We start from the raw sequence: 17,807 nt of genomic DNA, 5'->3' as shown, positions 1-17,807 counted from the left end.
TCGCCCCCTGGGGATCGACTGGGCCCGCCGCGGGAGTGCGAACGGGCCGCCGTCCCAGTGTGCGGGAGCGGGCGGCCCGTTCTAAGGGCGCATCAGGTGGTGACGGGGGCGATCACCTCAGGACCGTGCTCCGGGTCGCCGCTGACCGGTGTTTTGTCCTCGACGTCGGCGGTGTAGTCGGCGGTGACCGTCTCGTCGACGCCCTCCGGGGACTTCACGGCCTTCAGGAGCAGGGTGAGCACGACCGCGATGGCCAGGTTCAGTGCGAGCGCGGTCACGCCGATGTAGCCGATCTGGCCGATCACCGGGATGTTGGCGGCGCTGCCACCGAAGTGCGAGCCGGGCTTGCCGGCGGCGGCGACTCCGTAGGCCTTCCAGGTGCCGTAGGCCATGCCGGCCGCCCAGCCGGCGAGCAGCGCCCAGCGGTGGAACCACCGGGTGAACAGCCCGCCGACGATCGCCGGGAAGGTCTGCAGGATCCAGATGCCGCCCAGCAGCTGGAGGTTGATCGAGAACTGCTTGTCGATGCCGAGCACGAAGCCCAGTGCGCCGAGCTTGACCACCAGGGAGACCAGCTTGGCCACCTTGGTCTCCTGCGCCGGGGTGGCGTCCGGCTTCAGCAGGTCCTTGTAGATGTTGCGGGTGAACAGGTTCGCGGCGGCGATGGACATGATCGCCGCGGGCACCAGCGCGCCGATGCCGATGGCGGCGAAGGCGACGCCGGCGAACCAGCTCGGGAACATCTGCTGGAACAGCTGCGGGATGGCGAGCTGGGAGTTGTAGCCCTTGACGCCCTTGCCCACGCCGGCCGAGATCGCCATGAAGCCCAGCAGTGAGAGCAGGCCCAGCATCAGCGAGTAGGCCGGCATGACGGCCAGGTTGCGGCGCACGGTGAGCCGGTTCCTGGCGGCCATCACGCCGGTGGCCGAGTGCGGGTACATGAACAGGGCCAGCGCCGAGCCGAGGGCCAGGGTGGCGTACGACCACTGGGCCTGCGGTCCGGGGATCATCGAACCGCGGGGCTTGCCCGTGGCGGGGTTGGTCCTGGCCATGGCGGTGGCGGCGTCGTGGAAGATGTGGCCGTAGCCGCCGAGCCGGATCGGGATGTAGATGATCGCGACCAGGACCACGACGTAGACCAGGGTGTCCTTGACGAAGGCGATCAGCGCGGGGGCGCGCAGGCCGGAGCTGTAGGTGTAGGCCGCCAGCACCGCGAACGCGATGAGCAGCGGCAGGTCCTTGCCGAAGCTGCTGCTGCCGCCGACGTGCAGCGTGTCCAGCACCGCCTGGATGCCGACGAGTTGCAGCGCGATGTAGGGCATGGTGGCGAGGATGCCGGTGAGGGCGACGGCCACCGCGACGCTCTTGCTGCCGTAGCGGCCGCGGGCGAAGTCGGCGAGGGTGACGTAGCCCTTGCGCCGGGCCACGGACCAGAGCCTGGGCAGGAAGAGGAAGACCAGCGGCCAGGCGATGATCGTGTAGGGCACGGCGTAGAAGCCCTGCGCGCCCACGCCGTAGATCAGCGCCGGAACGGCGATGAAGGTGTAGGCGGTGTAGAGGTCCCCGCCGAGCAGGAACCAGCTGATCACGGTGCCGAAGCTGCGGCCGCCGAGGCCCCACTCGTCCAGGTGCTCGGCGTTGTCCGGCCTGCGCCAGCGGGCGGCGACGAAGCCGATCACGGTGACCAGCAGGAAGAAGAGAACGAAGACGGTCAGGGCCGTCCAGTCGGTCTTCACGCCTGATCACCCCCACGAGCGACGCGCAGGGCCTTGCGCTGCTTCTCCTCACGGGTGAACAGGACGTAGGCGATGCCGGTCATCAGCGCCGACAGGATCACCCACAGGAGCTGGTACCAGTAGAAGAACGGGATCCCGACGAAGGTCGGCGTGAGGGTCGCATACGAGCCGACCCAGAGCAGTGCGACGAAGGGTGCGGCCAGCAGCACCGCGCAGACCACGCGCACGGGCGTGACCAGCGCAAGCCTGGCCTCCGGAAGTTGTGGCATGAAACGGCAGCTCCCCCATGAGTCGTTGACGGTTTGTTGATCAACGGATCACAGGGGAGGCTAGACCTTTGCCGCGCTCACGTCACGAGGGTGCGCGAACCTTTCACGCTTCCGGTCTGCGCAGGCGTGCCGTGAACTTGTAGCGGTCGCCGCGGTACACCGAGCGGACCCACTCGACCGGCTCGCCGCCCGCGTCGAAGGAGTGGCGGGAGAGCAGCAGCATCGGCAGGCCGACGTCGGTGCCCAGCACGCCCGCCTCACGCGGGGTGGCCAGCGAGGTCTCGATGGTCTCCTCGGCCTCGGCGACGCTGACGCTGTAGACCTCGCTGAGCGCGGTGTACAGCGAGTTGTACTTGACCAGGTTCCGGCGCAGCGCGGGGAAGCGCTTGGCGCTCAGGTGCGCGGTCTCGATCGCCATCGGGTCGCCGTTGGCCAGGCGCAGGCGCTCGACGCGCAGCACCCGCCCGCCGGGCCGGATGTCCAGCAACTCGGCCAGCCGGTCGTCGGCGGTGATGTAGCCGACCTCCAGCAGCCGGGAGGCGGGCTCCAGGCCCTGGGCCCGCATGTCCTCGGTGTACGAGGTGAGTTGCAGCGCCTGGGAGACCTTGGGCTTGGCGACGAACGTGCCCTTGCCCTGGATCCGCTCCAGTCGGCCCTCGACCACCAGTTCCTGCAGCGCCTGGCGCACCGTGGTCCGCGAGGTCTCGAACTCCAGCGCCAGGGTCCGCTCCGGCGGCACCGGCGTGCCGGGCGCCTGGGTCTGGGTGATCTGCAGCAGGTGGCGCTTGAGCCGGTAGTACTTCGGGACGCGCGCGGTGGACGCCCCCGTCTGAGCCTCCTCGGCCAGGGCCGGCCCGGGGCCCCCTTCGGTCGTCATCACCGCTCCTGGTTCCTCGTCCCCTGTCCTCGCCGCCGGCTGCATGCCGCTCGGCCCTTATGGTGGCACGTCCGCCTGCGCGAAAGCATGCTGAGCGCCATGCCCGGATCCCTCCGCGCGCCGCGGGAGGGGCCCGCGGCGGCGATTGGTCCAGGCCAAGCGCTTCTGCATGGTCTAGACCTTGAACGGGTCACTTGGCAAGACCCCAGTTCCGGACGAGTGCGACCGGTCCAGGTCAAACGGTGGACCAATCGGTCACGCTGCGGAACCCCTCGGATGTCGGCTTGATAACGGCTCCGGTTCTTCTGTCCGCAACCCGTTGACACTCGTATTTGGTCTAGGCCAAGCTCCAGGCACTGGTCTAAACCACAGCGACCAAACAACAATCCCCGACCCATCGCTGGGACAACGGCACCCTCGACTCTGCATCAGGCAGGGGGCCGTACCGCAACGGATGGGGGGAAATCCGGGCATCCCAGGAGGATGGCGTGAACCGTCGACTTATCGCCGCTGTCGGCACCGCGGCCGTGCTGGTCAGCGTTGCCGCATGCAGTTCCAGCTCCAAGAGCACCACTGCTTCCGGCTCGCCGAGCAGCTACGCCGGCAAGACCCTCACCGTCTGGTTCATGAGCGGCTCGAACACGCCGAAGTGGACCGCCCAGGTCACCTCGGACTTCGAGAAGGCGTACCCGGGTGCCAAGCTGAACATCCAGGTCCAGCAGTGGAACGGCATCGGCCAGAAGGTCACCACCGCCCTGTCGGAGAACAACCCGCCGGACGTCCTGGAGATGGGCAACACCCAGACCGCGGGTTACGCGGCCACCGGTGGTCTGATGGACCTGACCTCGGTCAAGTCCGAGATCGGCGGCGACAAGTGGGCTGCCAACCTGAACAACTCCGCCATGTACAACGGCAAGCAGTACGCCGCCCCGTGGTACTTCACCAACCGCGTCGTCATCTACAACAAGAAGCTGTGGTCCGCGGCCGGCATCACCAGCACCCCGCAGACGCTGACCGACTTCTACGCTGACCTCACCAAGCTGAACAGCACCAAGGGTGTCTCCCAGGCGCTCTACATGCCGGGTGAGGAGTGGTACACCTACTTCGGCATGCTGCTCGGCCAGGGCGGCAAGGTGGCGGTCCAGAACAACGGCAAGTGGGTCGGCAACCTGGAGTCCCCCGAGGCCAAGGCCGCCATGGCGGTCTACGCGAAGCTGCAGGGCTTCTCCAAGGCCCCCAAGGACAAGGACGAGGCGACCCCGCAGCAGTCCACCGTCTTCTCCAAGGGTGACGTCGGCGCCGAGATCGGCCTGAGCTGGGAGGCCCCGGCCCCCACCGCCATCCCGGCGGACCAGATCGGCTACTTCGCGCTCCCGAGCGACACCGCGGGCAAGCCGATGCCGGTCTTCCTCGGCGGCTCGAACCTGGCGATCTCCCAGAACAGCCAGAACAAGGACCTCGCGGTCGGCTTCCTGAAGATCGCGCTGGACGACAAGAACGAGGGCGAGTTCGCCTCCGAGGCGGGCATCGTCCCGAACAACCCGGCGCTGAACTCGCTGGCGAACACCCCGTTCGCCCAGGCCGCCCTGCCGGCCGCCGGTCAGGGTGACACCACCCCGAACCTGCCGCAGTGGGCCGCGGTCGAGAACACCCCGAACCCGATCAAGCAGTTCATGACGGACGTGCTCGAGGGCAAGGACTACGCGACCGCCGCGAAGACCGCGGACGACGAGATCACCAAGCGCCTCAACGCTCAGCAGTAATCCCGCGGCGGTGCCGCCGGTCGTCCGCTCAGGGCGGCCGGCGGCACCGCTCGGCGCGTTCCCGGCCGGTTCGAGGAAGTGGTAGGCATGACAGTGCAGTCCGAGGGAGTGCAGACTCACTCGCCCCGCAGTGGATCCGCCGGCGGGCCCAAGGCCCCGGCGCTGAAGCGGAACAGAGGCGGCAGCGGCGCCGGCCGGCTGTCCAGAGCGACCCCGTACCTGCTGCTGCTGCCGGCGACGCTGGCGACGCTGGTGCTGCTGGGGTACCCGGCCGTCAAGATCGTGCTGATCTCGTTCCAGAAGCTCAACATGTTCGAGCTGATCCAGCACGTGACGGTGTGGAACGGCTTCCAGAACTACACCGACCAGCTGACCAGTGCCGAGTTCTGGCACACCGCCGAGCGGTCGGTCTTCTTCACCCTGGCCAATGTCGTGCTGATCATGCTGATCGGTTCGCTGGTCGGCCTGCTGCTCAACCGGCTCGGCAAGCGCATGCGGCTCTTCCTCTCGGTGGCGCTGATCCTCGCCTGGGCGATGCCCGTGGTCGCCGCGACCACCGTCTACCAGTGGCTGTTCGACTCGCAGTTCGGTGTCGTCGACTGGTTCCTCAGTGCCTTCGGCTGGCACTCGATGGCGCACTACAACTGGTTCAGCACCCAGCTGTCCACCTTCGCCGTGATCACGCTGCTGATCACCTGGATGTCGATCCCGTTCGTGGCGCTCACCATGTACGCGGGACTGACCACCATTCCCGGCGAGCTGTACGAGGCGGCCCGGATGGACGGGGCCGGCACCTGGAAGTCCTTCCGCTTCGTGACCTTCCCGGCGCTGAAGCCGTTCTTCCTCGGCACGACCTTCCTCGAGGTCATCTGGATCTTCAAGGCGTTCACCCAGGTCCTGGCGATCAACCAGGGCGGGCCCGACCGTCTGACCGAGACCCTCCCCGTGTACTCATTCGTCGAGGGTGTGGGCAACCAGCACTACGGGGTGGGTGCCGCGATCGCGGTGCTGACCATCCTGATCCTGCTGGCGCTGACGGCCTACTACCTCCGGATCATCCTGAAGCAGGAGGACGAGCTGTGAGGCGCTCCCTGTTCGGACGGACCTGGCCCAACGCCGTCGCGGTCGTCCTGTTCGTGTTCTTCGTGTTCCCCGTGTACTGGATGGTGGCGACGTCCTTCAAGAAGGACACCGACATCATCAGCTCCACCCCGGTCTTCCTCCCGCTGAACGGCACGCTCCAGCACTTCACCCGGGCGTTCCACTCGCAGGGGTTCTGGACGCTGGTGCTCGACAGCATCACGGTCACCTCGCTCTCGGTGATCTGCTCGCTGGCGATCGCGCTGCTCGCGGCCTTCGCGGTGACCCGGATGCGGTTCAAGGGACGCAAGGCGTTCCTGCTGGTCATCATGATCGCGCAGATGGCCCCCTGGGAGGTCATGGTCATCGCGGTCTACATGATCGTGCGTGACAGCAACATGCTGAACAGCCTGGTCCCGCTGACCGCGTTCTACATGATGATGGTCCTGCCCTTCACCATCCTCACCCTGCGCGGCTTCATCGCGGCGGTGCCCAAGGAGCTGGAGGAGTCGGCGATGGTCGACGGCTGCTCGCGCCGCCAGGCCTTCGTCAAGGTGGTCCTGCCCCTGCTGGCGCCCGGCCTGATGGCCACCTCGCTCTTCGGCTTCATCACCGCCTGGAACGAGTACCCGCTGGTCCTGGTCCTGAACAAGGAGAGCGCGCAGACCCTGCCGCTGTGGCTGACCCAGTTCCAGACCAACTTCGGCGACGACTGGGGTGCCACCATGGCCGCCTCCACGGTCTTCGCCCTGCCGATCCTCGTGGTCTTCTTCATCCTGCAGCGCAAGGCCGTCGGCGGCCTCACGGCCGGCGCGGTGAAGGGCTGACGTGCACGTGTCCTTCATCGAACCGTCCTCGTCCCGGACGAAGGACCGGCTGCACCGTGACGCGCTCACCGTGCTCCAGCCGGGCTTCGTGGGCACCGAGCCGCCGGACTGGCTGCGCCGCCACCTCGGTGACGGGCTCGGCTCGGTGGCCCTGTTCGCCCGCAACGTGACCGACCCGGCCCAGCTCGCCCGGCTCACCGCCGAGTTGCGCCGGGAGAACCCGCACGTGCTGGTCGCCATCGACGAGGAGGGTGGCGACGTCACCCGCCTGGAGGCGGGCAGCGGCTCCTCCTGGCCCGGCAACCTCGCGCTCGGCGCGGTCGACGACCCGGGGCTCACCCGGGACGTGGCCAGGGAGCTGGGCCGGGCGCTGGCCGAGTGCGGCGTCAACTACAACTGGGCGCCCTCCGCCGACGTCAACTCCAACCCGGACAACCCGGTGATCGGCGTCCGCTCCTTCGGCGCCGACCCGGAGCTGTGCGCCCGTCACACGGCGGCCTGGGTGGAGGGCCTGCAGTCGGCCGGTGTGGCCGCCTGCGCCAAGCACTTCCCCGGCCACGGCGACACCGCCGTGGACTCGCACCTCGGCCTGCCCGTCGTCGACGTCGACGTGGACCTGCTGCGCTCGCGGGACCTGGTCCCGTTCAAGGCGGCGATCGCGGCCGGTGCCAAGGCCGTGATGACCGCTCACATCATGGTCCCGGCGCTCGACGGCGACCGTCCCGCGACGCTCAGCAGCGCGGTGCTGGACCTGCTGCGTTCGGCCCCGGCCGCCGGCGGGCTCGGCTACGACGGTCTGATCGTCACCGACGGCATCGAGATGGGCGCCATCGCGGACACCTACGGGGTGGCCCGCGGCAGCGTGCTGGCCGTCGCGGCCGGTGTCGACGCGATCTGCGTCGGCGGGGGCCTCGCCGACGAGGAGACCGTGCTGGGCCTGCGCGACGCGCTGGTGCGCGCGGTGCGCGACGGCGAGCTCGCCGAGGAGCGGCTGGCGCAGGCCGCCGACCGGGTCCGGGCGCTCGGCGCGTGGACCGCGGAGCAGGTCGAGGCGGGGGGCCGGCTGGCGCCGGACCTGGCCATCGGGCTGCGCGCCGCCCGGCGCGCGCTGCGGGTGACCCGGGCGCCGGGGATCGGATTCGCGCCGGTCACCGAGCGGCCCTACGTCCTGTCCTTCAGCCCCGTCGCCAACATCGCGGTGGGCGACGAGACGCCGTGGGGCGTGGCCGGCATGCTCGCCGCGCGCTTCCCCGGCACGCGGGTCGAGAGCGTCGGCCCCGACGACGTGACGCCGCAGTCGCTGCCCGCGTTCGTGGAGCGGGTGCGGCGCGAGGCGGCAGGTCGCCGCCTGGTGCTGGTCGTGCGCGACCTGCACCGGCACGCCTGGATGGCCGCGGCCGCCGACGGCCTGCTGGCGGGTCGTCCGGACGCCGCGGTGGTCGAGATGGGCGTCCCGCAGGCACCGCCCCGCGGTGCGCTGCACGTGGCCACGCACGGCGCCGCCCGCGTCTGCGGCCTGGCCGCGGTCGAGGTGCTGACCGGGCAGCCGGGCATCCAACTCTGAACGGGCGCCAGGGACATGAATACCCGTGTTCATGTCGCGTACAGGTCGAGGTCCCGGTCCGGTAACGGTCGCAACTCCCGTCACTCCACGCATTGACGGCCCCAATGGTCTAGTCCAAGCTTCCCTGCAATTGGTCGAGACCATTGGGGAGAGTGGTGCGAGCATGAGACGTCGTGGTGTTGCTCTGGGGATCTGTTCGACCGTCGCCGCGCTGAGCCTGAGCGCCTGCGGCCTGATCGGGGCCGGCGGCGGAGGGGGCGGCAGCCCCTCGCCGACGAGTTGGGACGGGAAGACCCTGGTCGTCTGGCTGATGAAGGGCGACGACCAGGGCGCCTGGATGACCAGCGTCAAGAACGAGTTCCAGCACGGCTATCCCGGAGCCAAGATCGACTTCGAGGTCCAGGACTGGGACGGCATCCAGCAGCGGGTCACCGACGCGCTCGCCTCGCTGAACCCGCCGGACGTCATCGACATCGGCAACACCCAGACCCCGTACTACGCCGCCGAGGGCGGCCTGCTGGACCTCACCCCCTACCTCGCCCAGCTCGGTGGCAAGGGCTGGACGGCGTCGATGAACGCCTCCGCCGTCTACCAGGGCAAGCAGTACGCCGCGCCCTGGTACGCGGGCAACCGCGTGGTGATGTACAACCTGAAGCTCTGGAAGCGGGCCGGCCTCGGCGACCCGCCGCAGACCATGCAGGACTGGGAGGACGACCTGGCCAAGCTGCAGGGCACCAGCGGAGTCTCCTCCGCCCTGTGGCTGCCGGGCCAGAACTGGTACGCCTTCGACGGCTTCCTCCAGGACGCGGGCGCGCAGATCGTCAAGCGGTCCCCGGAGGGTGTCTGGACCGGCGAGCTCACCAGCCCCGCGGCGCAGAAGGCGGCAGCGCTGTTCAAGAAGCTGCAGGCCTTCGGGCATGCGCCGATGGACGGCAACGAGGCGAACCAGGCGAGCGACTTCGCCAAGGGCGACGTCGGCTGCATGATCGCCATGGGCTACGAGGGTCAGCAGGTCATCCAGGCCAAGCCGGCCCTGAACGGCGAGATCGGGTGGTTCCCGATCCCCGGCAGCAAGGCCGGCCAGCCGGCCAAGACCTTCCTCGGTGGCTCGGACCTGACGGTCTCGCAGAACACGATGAACAAGGATCTGGCGATCGGCTTCCTGAAGATCGCGATGGACGACGCGAACGAGTCGCTGATGGCGAAGTCCTCGGGCTTCCTCCCGAACCGGCAGAGCCTGTACAGCGCCCTCGACGGCAACGCGTACGCACAGGCGGCGGCGAAGTCGGTGCCGTACGCCGGTTACACCCCGCTGCTGCCCACCTGGGGCAACGTCGAGACCACCCCGAACCCGGTGATCACCCTCTTCCTCACCCCGTTCCTCCAGGGCAAGGACCCCGCCGACGCGGCGGCCGCGGCCGACTCGGAGCTGACGCGCAGGCTGGGCTGGAACTAGGAGTCGCAACCGCCTGGGGGCGGAGGCTCCGCTTGATCAACTGCGGGCGCGAACAATCACCGGCGTGCGGATGGCCCTGTGCGCCCCGGACCATCCACACGCCGGAGGGGGTCCCCCCGGCCGAAGGCTGGGGGATTGTCGCGCCCGCAGTTGATCAAGCAGTTCCTCGCGCCCCTGGCGGCTGCGCCGCCTGAAGGGGCGAACGGCGAAAGGCCGCGAGTGCCGGGAGCGGGACCCTCAGCCCGCGCCGGCACCGCGGCCTTCGGCCTCGTCGGAGGAGGACTCCGCTCGCGGCGTGGCGGGTGTGCGGGCCCGGGACGCGGCTGCGGATCGACCGACGGTGGGGGAGTGTCGGCCGCGCGGTCAGGGCAGATGCGCGGGGCGGTCACTCCTTGGTGCTGATTCGATTGTGGACTAGACCATTCAAGGTTGTCCAGACCAATAGCCAAGGTAATCCGCCGGGCCCCCGGCCCGCGGAATCCGCCCCGGCGCCGCCGGGCGACTACGCTCGGGCCATGCCTTCCCTGAACGAGCTGGTGCGCCACCACACCTCGCTGGAACCCGCCGACGTGGAGTGGATCCACCTGCTGGTCTCCGAATGGCAGCTGCTCTCGGACCTGTCCTTCGCCGACCTCGTGCTCTGGGTGCCGACCAGGGACGGCACCCGCTACGTCTCCCTCGCCCAGATGCGGCCCAACACCGGGCCCACCTCCTACCAGGACGACATGGTCGGGCACCTCGTGCCGCGCGGCCGCAGGCCCCTGCTGGACATGGCGCTGGACGAGGGCAGGATCGTCCGTGAGGGTGACCCCGAGTGGCGCGAGGACGTACCCGTTCGGGTGGAGTCGATCCCGGTGCGGCGCGAGGGCCGCATCCTCGGGGTGATCGCCCGCAACACCAACCTGCTGACCGTGCGCACGCCCAGCCGGCTGGAGCTCACCTACCTGCAGAGCGCCTCCGACCTGGCCCAGATGATCGCCAACGGCACCTTCCCCTTCCTGGGGGAGCAGGTCGACATGGACGCCTCCCCGCGTGCCGGCGACGGACTGATCCGGCTCGACGCCGACGGCGTGGTCACCTACGCCAGCCCCAACGCGCTCTCCGCCTACCACCGGCTCGGCCTCTCCTCCGACCTGGTCGGGCTGAACCTCGGCAAGACCACCGCCGACCTGATCCCGCCCACCCGCGGCGCCGTCGACGAGGCGCTGGTCAAGATGGCCAGCGGCTGGGCGCCTCGGCAGACCGAGATCGAGCACCCCGAAGCCGTCGTCCAGCTGCGCACCATCCCGCTGAAGCCCAAGGGCGAGCCCATCGGCTCGCTGGTGCTGCTGCGCGACGTCACCGAGCTGCGCCGGCGCGAGCGTGAGCTGATGACCAAGGACGCGACGATCCGGGAGATCCACCACCGGGTCAAGAACAACCTGCAGACCGTCGCCGCGCTGCTGCGGCTCCAGTCCCGCCGGATGGACTCCGCGCCCGCGCGGGCCGCGCTGGACGAGGCGGTGCGCCGGGTCGGCTCGATCGCGATCGTGCACGAGACGCTGTCGATGACGCTGGACGAGCGGGTCGCCTTCGACGAGATCGCCGACCGGGTGCTGGGGATGGTGATGGAGCTCTCGACGGACGGCCGGGTGACGACCCGTCGCAAGGGCAGCTTCGGCATCCTGTCGGCGGAGGTGGCCACCCCGCTGTCCATGATCTTGACCGAGATCCTGCAGAATGCCCTGGAGCACGCCTACGGGCCCAAGTCCGGTGGCGTGGTCGAGGTCGCCGCCCGCCGCGAGGAGGGTGTGCTGCACATCACCGTCACCGACGACGGCTCAGGTCTGCCCGAGGGCTTCGACCCGCAGACGGCGGGAAACCTCGGCCTGCAGATCGTCCGCACCCTGGCCGCAGGGGAGTTGGGCGGGAGCTTCGACATGCAGCCGGCCCCCGGGGCGGGAACCCGCGTGGTGCTCACCATCCCGTTTGACTGACTGTTGGGTGGTTTTTACCGGTTCCTCACCTTGCCGAGGCCAACCACAAGGGATCCTGGTTCGTCTACAGTCACAGGCGCCACGGGAGTCGCATCGAGGCGCTGAGCAGGATCAACCCAAACTGACGCCCGGCGAGAACATACGTGGATCAACAGAACTTCATCGCGCCCGCCCGCCCCACCGCCTCCGGCGTGGGCACCGTCGCCGCACCTTCCTGGCAGACGGGCGCGGTGTGGCCGACGTCCGATCCGGCCCCGGCCCGGACGCTGCTGGACATCCTCGACGAGACCGCCTGGCGTCATCCCGACGCCCCGGCACTCGACACCGGCAGCGCCGTCCTCTCCTACCGGCAACTGCTGCACGCCGTCGGCCGACTGGCCGCCGAGCTGGCCGGCTACGGCATCGGCCCCGGTGACCGGGTCGGCGTCCGCGTGCCCAGCGGCACCCCCGAGCTCTACCTCGGCATCCTCGGCGTGCTGCGCGCCGGCGCGGCCTACGTCCCCGTCGACGTGGACGATCCGGACGAGCGCGCCGAGATGATCTGGACCGACGCCGGGGTCTGCGCCATCGTCGGCGCCGGCCTCTCGGTGGTCGCCGGTCCGAGCCCCACCGGCGGCGAGCCCGGCACCGCGCGGCTGAGCGACGACGCCTGGATCATCTTCACCTCCGGTACCACCGGCCGCCCCAAGGGCGTCGCGGTGACCCACCGCAGCGCCGCCGCCTTCGTCGACGCCGAGGCACGGCTGTTCCTGCGCCAGGCGCCGCTCGGCCCCGGCGACCGGGTGCTGGCCGGGCTCTCCGTCGCCTTCGACGCCTCCTGCGAGGAGATGTGGCTGGCCTGGCGCCACGGCGCCTGCCTGGTGCCCGCGCCGCGCTCGCTGGTCAAGGCCGGCACCGACCTCGGCCCCTGGCTCGTCGAGCGCGGCATCACCGTCGTCTCCACGGTGCCGACGCTCGTCGCGCTCTGGCCCGAGCAGGCGCTGGACCGCGTCCGGCTGCTCATCGTCGGCGGCGAGGCGTGCCCGTCGGAACTGGTGGAGCGGCTGGCCGTGCCGGGGCGCGAGTTCTGGAACACCTACGGCCCGACCGAAGCCACCGTCGTCGCCTGCGCCTCGCTGATGCGCGCAGGCGAGCCGGTGCGCATCGGCGCGCCGCTGGACGGCTGGGAGCTGGCGGTCGTCGGCCCCGGCAACCGGCCCGTCGCCTGGGGCGAGGTCGGCGAGCTGGTGATCGGCGGCGTCGGCACCGCCCGCTATCTCGACCCGGCCAAGGACGCCGAGAAGTTCGGCGCGCAGCCGTGGCACGGGCGCCCCGAGCGCGTCTACCGCAGCGGCGACCTGGTCCGCGCCGACCCGCAGGGCCTGGTCTTCATGGGCCGCGCGGACGAGCAGGTCAAGCTCGGCGGCCGCCGCATCGAGCTCGGGGAGGTCGACGCCGCCCTCCAGGCCCTCCCGGGCATCCGAGCGGCCGCCGCGGCGGTCAAGGAGACCCCGGCCGGCGGTCAGGTCCTGGTCGGCTACCTCGTGGCCGAGGGCCGGACCGCTGGTGGCGCTGCCGTGCCGGGGCAGGCCGCCGCGCCCGGCTCCGCCGGGGCAGCCGGCCGGACACTCCAGTTGCGCGCACAGCGCGCCGCGGACGACGCGGCACCCGGCTTCGCCGGCGCCGTGCGCTCCGGCGTCTCCGCGCCCGGCGCGGGCGGGCCCGACCTCGCCGCCCTCCGCACGCTCCTGCTGGACAGGCTGCCGCAGGCGCTCCTCCCCGTTCTCGCCGTCGTGCCCGAACTGCCGACGCGGACCTCCGGCAAGGTCGACCGGAAGGCGCTGCCCTGGCCGCTGCCGGGAGTCGGCACGGACGCCGGGGCCGACGCGGGCGGGCCGTTGCACGGGACCGCGGCGTGGCTGGGCGAGCAGTGGCAGGCCGTGCTCGGGGTGCCCGTCGGCCCGGAGAGTGACTTCTTCGCCCTGGGCGGCACCAGCCTCGCCGCCGCCAAGCTCGTCTCGCTGCTGCGGCAGCGCTTCCCCGGCGCGTCCGTCGCCGACCTCTACCAGCAGCCCCGGCTGCGGTCGCTCGCCGACCACCTCGACGGCGGCGCCGACGAGGTCGCGCAGGCCCGCGAGGTGCGGCCGGTGCCGCGTCACGTCGGGCTGTACCAGGCGCTCGTGCTGGCCGTCCTCTACACCGTCACCGGCCTGCGCTGGGTGCTGGCCCTGGCCGCCGTCGACAACGTCATAGGGCCACTGCCGTGGGCCCCGCACACCTCCTGGGCGCTGATCGTCGGAGGCTGGGTGCTGCTCTCCAGCGCCCTCGGCCGCTCGCTGATCGGAGCGCTCGGCGCGCGTCTGCTGACGGCGGGTCTGAAGCCGGGCAGCTATCCGCGCGGCGGCGCGGCGCACCTGCGGCTGTGGACGGCCGAGCGGCTGGTCGCGATGTTCAACGTGGCCGCCGTCATCGGCACCCCGCTGGCCCGCCGCTACGCGCGGATGCTCGGCTGCAAGGTCGGCCGTGACGTCGAGCTGCACAGCATGCCGCCGGTCACCGGCATGGCCGTCTACGGCGACGGCTGCGCGGTGGAGACCGAGGTCGACGCCGCCGGCTGGTGGCTCGACGGCGACGTGCTGCACCTGGGCACGGTCCGCATCGGCAACGGCGCCCGCGTCGGCACCCGCACCATGCTGATGCCCGGCGCCGAGATCGGTTACGACGCCGAGGTGCTGCCCGGCAGCTGCGTCGTCGGACGCGTTCCGGCCCGGGCCCGCGTGCACGGCAACCCGGCCGCCCCGGACGAGAACCCGGTGCCGCCCACCGAGATCTGGCCCGCGCCCGCGCACCGGCGGTCGCGCGCATGGAACCTGGCCTTCGCCGTCGCGCTGCCCGGCTTCCAGCTGCTGCCGCTGCTCTCCGCGCTGCCGGCCGTCGCGGTCGTCTGGACCCTGATCGGGACCGACCCCTCCTACCTCGGCGTCTTCGACCGGATCCTGGTCGCCTCCGTCCCGCTCGCGCTGCTCACCATGGCCCTGTACGCGCTGGCCGTGATCGCGACGGTCCGGCTGCTGTCGATCCCGATCAAGCCGGGGCTGCACCCGGCCCACGGCAGGGTCGGCTTCTGCGTCTGGGCCGTCCACAACCTGATGGCATCCTCGCGGGTCACCCTGTTCCCCTTCTACGCGAGCCTGATGACCCCGCTGTGGCTGCGGGCCCTGGGAGCGACGATCGGCCGCCGGGTCGAGGCCTCGACCGCGATCGGCCTGCCGGGCCTGATGCGGGTGGACGACCACGCGTTCCTCGCCGACGACACCATGGTCGGCTCCTTCGCCGTGCGCGGCGGCTGGATGCGCCTGGGTGTCTCCTCGGTCGGCAAGCGCTCCTTCGTCGGAAACTCCGGCATCGTCGCCCCCGGGCGCGCGCTGCCGGACGACTCCCTCGTCGGTGTGCTCTCCGACGCGCCCGCCGTCGCGGAACCGGGCAGCTCCTGGCTGGGCCGTCCGGGCATGCGGGTGCAGCGCGTCGTGGAGGGCGGCGAGGACACCGCCCGCACCTACGACCCGCCGCGCAGGCTGGTCTGGGCGCGTGCCGCCGTGGAGCTGTGCCGGATCGTGCCGGTGCTGTTCGCGGTGCTGCTCGGCGACCTGGCCGCCACCGGCCTGCAGGCCCTGTTCGACTGGGACGGCCTGACGGCGACCGCGGCCCTGGCCGGCGTGCTGCTGCTGGTGCTCGGGGTGACGGCGTGTCTGATCACCACCGCCGCCAAGTGGTTGCTGATGGGTCGCTTCCGGGAGGGCCAGCAGCCACTGTGGAGCTCGTTCGTGTGGCGCAACGAACTCTTCGACACCTTCGTCGAGGAGCTCGCCATGCCGTGGCTGGGCGGCACGCTGGTCGGCACGCCGTTCTTCACCGCGTGGCTGCGCAGCCTCGGCACCCGGATCGGTCGCGGAGTGTGGTGCGAGTCGCACTGGTTCCCGGAGACCGACCTGATCGGCCTCGGTGACGGAGTCACCGTCAACCGCGGTGTGGTGGTGCAGACTCACCTGTTCCACGACCGCTTGATGCGGATGGACGCCATCGAGGTGGAGGCCGGCGCGACGATCGGCCCGCACTCCATCGTGCTGCTCGGCTCGACGCTGGGGGAGGGGGCCGTGGTCGGCCCGTCCTCGCTGGTGATGCGTGGCGAGTCGGTCCCGGCGGGCACCCGCTGGCTGGGCAACCCGGTGCGTCGCTGGGCGTGACGCCGCCGTACGTGAGAAGGGCCCGTCCGCAGCTGCGGACGGGCCCTTCTCACGTACGCCCCGGATGTTCTGGGGATGTCTGGAGACGAAGCGAGGCCCTGCCGAACGGGGGGGAGGTTCGGCAGGGCCTCTTGACCTGCTCCGGCCGTCGGGGGGAGTCGGCCGGAGCAGGGGCTCTGTGATGACAGTAGCGCTCCGTGCACGGCACGGGCGACTGCCCTCGGCTCCGACGGTATCAAATCCTCGGGGCCGTTGAGCAATGCACAGGTGTGCATTGCTCCGGAAAATGCTCGCTCTCCGTTGAGAGCGGCACTTGATCAAGGGCTGATCGAAGGGTGGAACGGTGGTGCGGTTACTCTGAGTGTCAGCCGGGTGGGCCGAGTGTCAGGCGGTGCGGGCACGGTTGCGGGCGGCGCGGCGCTTCATCGCACGACGCTCGTCCTCGCTCATGCCGCCCCAGACACCGGCGTCCTGACCGGACTCCAGCGCCCACTGGAGGCAGCTCTCCATGACCGGGCAACGACGGCACACGGCCTTCGCCTCCTCGATCTGGAGCAGCGCGGGGCCGGTGTTGCCGATCGGGAAGAACAGCTCGGGGTCCTCTTCCCGGCAGACAGCGCGGTGGCGCCAGTCCATCTTGTCCAACTCCTCTAAAGGCGGGGATGTCCCACCAGTATCAATGGCAGCTTGTGAATGTGAACGCTTTCACGAACCCGATGGCAGGCACTGGGCCGACAGGTGGGTCGGCGCACGGATGCTCGCGGCGTTGCGGGGTGGATTCGGGCGACTCAGGCGGTCTCCGTTACGGACCGTCCCGATCGCCATGTAAAGGTTCGCAAACCTCGACCTCGGATACAACCCCCTTCGGGTAGGAAATTTTGAATCGTCGGTGTCGCTTGGGTCACACCCTGTACTTCGATGGAGTGAAGCGGTGCGTGCGTTCGAGAACAAGGCCAAACGGCCCTCGCGTTCACACAATCACACGCAGTGCCCGAGATACGCCTGTGAAGCTGATGGTGTTCCGCTCTCCAAGGTGGTCCCCATCGACCTGGAACGGCAGCGGTTCCTGCGAATGCAAGGTGAATTCGGAGAGATCGTGGTAAGCGACCACGTGTTTGCCATGCGGTCCGGCCCCCGTGGAATCCAGCAGTTGCGGGATCGTGCGCAGGGTCTGAACGAGTGACATCCGGGTCATGCCGAAGAGGTCCAGGCTCGTGTCGAAGCCGGCCTCGGGGGACGCGTAGACCGGCCGGTTCCCCAGGTACGTCCACGGCGAGGTGTTGGAGACTATCGACACCGCGAGGCCGGGGACCGGCTCCGCATCGTCGCTACTGAACGTGATGGGCCCGTGCCGGCGGTGCTGCTTCTCCTCGAAGAACTGCTTCCACGCCTGCCCCACGTACAGCGCGTGCGTCGACCGCTTCCCGCTGCGGCGCGCCTGCTCCACCCGGCCCACGACGCCGGCGTCGAATCCGAACCCCGCGGTGAAGGTGAACCACCGGTCCGGCAGCCCCTCTCCTCCGGAGCGCCCCAGACTGATCGACCGCTGTCTCGGCGCGCCGGGCGCGCCGAGCGCGTCCAGCAGGACGCCGGTCGCCTCCACGGGATCGTTCGGAAGGCCGAGCGCGCGGGCGAAGACGTTGGTGCTGCCGCCCGGGACCACCGCGAGTGCGGGCAGGTGTTCGCCGGGTCCATCGTGCAGCAGCCCGTTGACGACCTCGTTCACCGTGCCGTCCCCGCCGAGCGCGACGACGAGGTCATGCGTGCCCTCGCGGGCCGCCTCCCGCGCGAGATCACGCGCGTGGCCCCGGTAACCGGTGGCGACGACGTCCAGTTTCAGGTCGTTGGCGAGGGCGTGCGTGAGGACGTCTCTGGTCCGTCCACTGGTGGTGGTCGCTTTGGGATTGACGACCAGGAGCGCACGCATGCTGGTAAGGGTACCTACGGGGGGAAGTTGCAACCCTCCACGGGCGCGAGGCTCTGCCCGGTGAATTGCGTGCGCGGGGAACCCACCCGAGGGAGACGGCCCTGTTCGC

At 70.4% G+C, this 17,807-nt stretch carries 12 protein-coding genes; 7 read left to right on the top strand and 5 right to left on the bottom strand.

Annotated elements, in window-relative coordinates:
- Positions 1 to 92 precede the first annotated feature (92 nt).
- From mctP to ABH931_RS06410, 3 genes are all read right to left on the bottom strand, one after another.
- A complete protein-coding gene (mctP, locus tag ABH931_RS06420) occupies positions 93 to 1,736 on the bottom strand; it encodes a monocarboxylate uptake permease MctP (protein WP_370110741.1) in 1,644 nt (547 codons plus the stop codon).
- Entirely contained in the window at positions 1,733 to 2,005 is a 273-nt protein-coding gene (locus ABH931_RS06415; protein WP_370110739.1) for a DUF3311 domain-containing protein, read from the bottom strand. Before ABH931_RS06415 ends, mctP begins: the two co-directional genes overlap by 4 nt.
- Positions 2,006 to 2,108: 103 nt before the next feature.
- Complete coding sequence (locus tag ABH931_RS06410) at positions 2,109 to 2,882, bottom strand: GntR family transcriptional regulator (protein WP_370110737.1); 774 nt, start codon at positions 2,880 to 2,882, stop codon at positions 2,109 to 2,111.
- Positions 2,883 to 3,370: 488 nt separating this feature from the next.
- On the opposite strand from ABH931_RS06410, the gene ABH931_RS06405 reads away from it, so the two are divergent.
- The 7 genes from ABH931_RS06405 (at position 3,371) to ABH931_RS06375 (ending at position 15,771) form a co-directional block, all read left to right on the top strand.
- Positions 3,371 to 4,645 carry an extracellular solute-binding protein gene (locus ABH931_RS06405; protein ID WP_370110735.1) on the top strand — a complete coding sequence of 425 codons (1,275 nt, stop codon included), beginning with the start codon at positions 3,371 to 3,373 and terminating at the stop codon, positions 4,643 to 4,645.
- Positions 4,646 to 4,732: 87 nt separating this feature from the next.
- Positions 4,733 to 5,728 (top strand): carbohydrate ABC transporter permease, encoded by a 996-nt coding sequence (locus ABH931_RS06400; RefSeq protein WP_370110733.1) that lies wholly within the window; start codon positions 4,733 to 4,735, stop codon positions 5,726 to 5,728.
- Positions 5,725 to 6,552, top strand: coding sequence for a carbohydrate ABC transporter permease (locus tag ABH931_RS06395; protein WP_370110731.1), 828 nt, complete (start codon positions 5,725 to 5,727; stop codon positions 6,550 to 6,552). Before ABH931_RS06400 ends, ABH931_RS06395 begins: the two co-directional genes overlap by 4 nt.
- Before the next feature lie 7 nt (positions 6,553 to 6,559).
- The gene (locus ABH931_RS06390) at positions 6,560 to 8,116 is read left to right on the top strand and encodes a glycoside hydrolase family 3 protein (protein WP_370110729.1); all 1,557 of its coding nucleotides are present in this window, start codon (positions 6,560 to 6,562) and stop codon (positions 8,114 to 8,116) included.
- A gap of 163 nt (positions 8,117 to 8,279) precedes the next feature.
- Complete coding sequence (locus ABH931_RS06385) at positions 8,280 to 9,572, top strand: extracellular solute-binding protein (protein ID WP_370110727.1); 1,293 nt, start codon at positions 8,280 to 8,282, stop codon at positions 9,570 to 9,572.
- 515 nt (positions 9,573 to 10,087) lie between these two features.
- Entirely contained in the window at positions 10,088 to 11,548 is a 1,461-nt protein-coding gene (locus ABH931_RS06380) for a sensor histidine kinase (protein ID WP_370110726.1), read from the top strand.
- Between the two features lie 191 nt (positions 11,549 to 11,739).
- On the top strand, positions 11,740 to 15,771 hold the full coding sequence (locus ABH931_RS06375; RefSeq protein ID WP_370110966.1) for a Pls/PosA family non-ribosomal peptide synthetase: 4,032 nt from the start codon (positions 11,740 to 11,742) through the stop codon (positions 15,769 to 15,771).
- A gap of 384 nt (positions 15,772 to 16,155) precedes the next feature.
- On the opposite strand, the gene ABH931_RS06370 is transcribed toward ABH931_RS06375, so the two are convergent.
- The gene (locus tag ABH931_RS06370) at positions 16,156 to 16,407 is read right to left on the bottom strand and encodes a WhiB family transcriptional regulator (protein WP_370110725.1); all 252 of its coding nucleotides are present in this window, start codon (positions 16,405 to 16,407) and stop codon (positions 16,156 to 16,158) included.
- Positions 16,408 to 16,741: 334 nt separating this feature from the next.
- Positions 16,742 to 17,698 (bottom strand): diacylglycerol kinase family protein, encoded by a 957-nt coding sequence (locus ABH931_RS06365; RefSeq protein WP_370110723.1) that lies wholly within the window; start codon positions 17,696 to 17,698, stop codon positions 16,742 to 16,744.
- Positions 17,699 to 17,807 lie beyond the last annotated feature (109 nt).

The sequence above is a fragment of the Streptacidiphilus sp. MAP12-33 genome (assembly GCF_041261265.1).
Taxonomy (GTDB): Bacteria; Actinomycetota; Actinomycetes; order Streptomycetales; family Streptomycetaceae; genus Streptacidiphilus.
The sequence above is the reverse complement of the archived record's forward strand: the minus strand, read 5'-3'. Positions and strand labels throughout refer to the sequence as shown.

Coding starts and splice junctions, on each gene's coding strand:
- ABH931_RS06415 (WP_370110739.1), bottom strand. CDS start 2,005: ATGCCACAACTTCCGGAGGCCAGGCTTGCGCTGGTCACGCCCGTGCGC.
- ABH931_RS06410 (WP_370110737.1), bottom strand. CDS start 2,882: ATGACGACCGAAGGGGGCCCCGGGCCGGCCCTGGCCGAGGAGGCTCAG.
- ABH931_RS06400 (WP_370110733.1), top strand. CDS start 4,733: ATGACAGTGCAGTCCGAGGGAGTGCAGACTCACTCGCCCCGCAGTGGA.
- ABH931_RS06385 (WP_370110727.1), top strand. CDS start 8,280: ATGAGACGTCGTGGTGTTGCTCTGGGGATCTGTTCGACCGTCGCCGCG.
- ABH931_RS06380 (WP_370110726.1), top strand. CDS start 10,088: ATGCCTTCCCTGAACGAGCTGGTGCGCCACCACACCTCGCTGGAACCC.
- ABH931_RS06370 (WP_370110725.1), bottom strand. CDS start 16,407: ATGGACTGGCGCCACCGCGCTGTCTGCCGGGAAGAGGACCCCGAGCTG.
- ABH931_RS06365 (WP_370110723.1), bottom strand. CDS start 17,698: ATGCGTGCGCTCCTGGTCGTCAATCCCAAAGCGACCACCACCAGTGGA.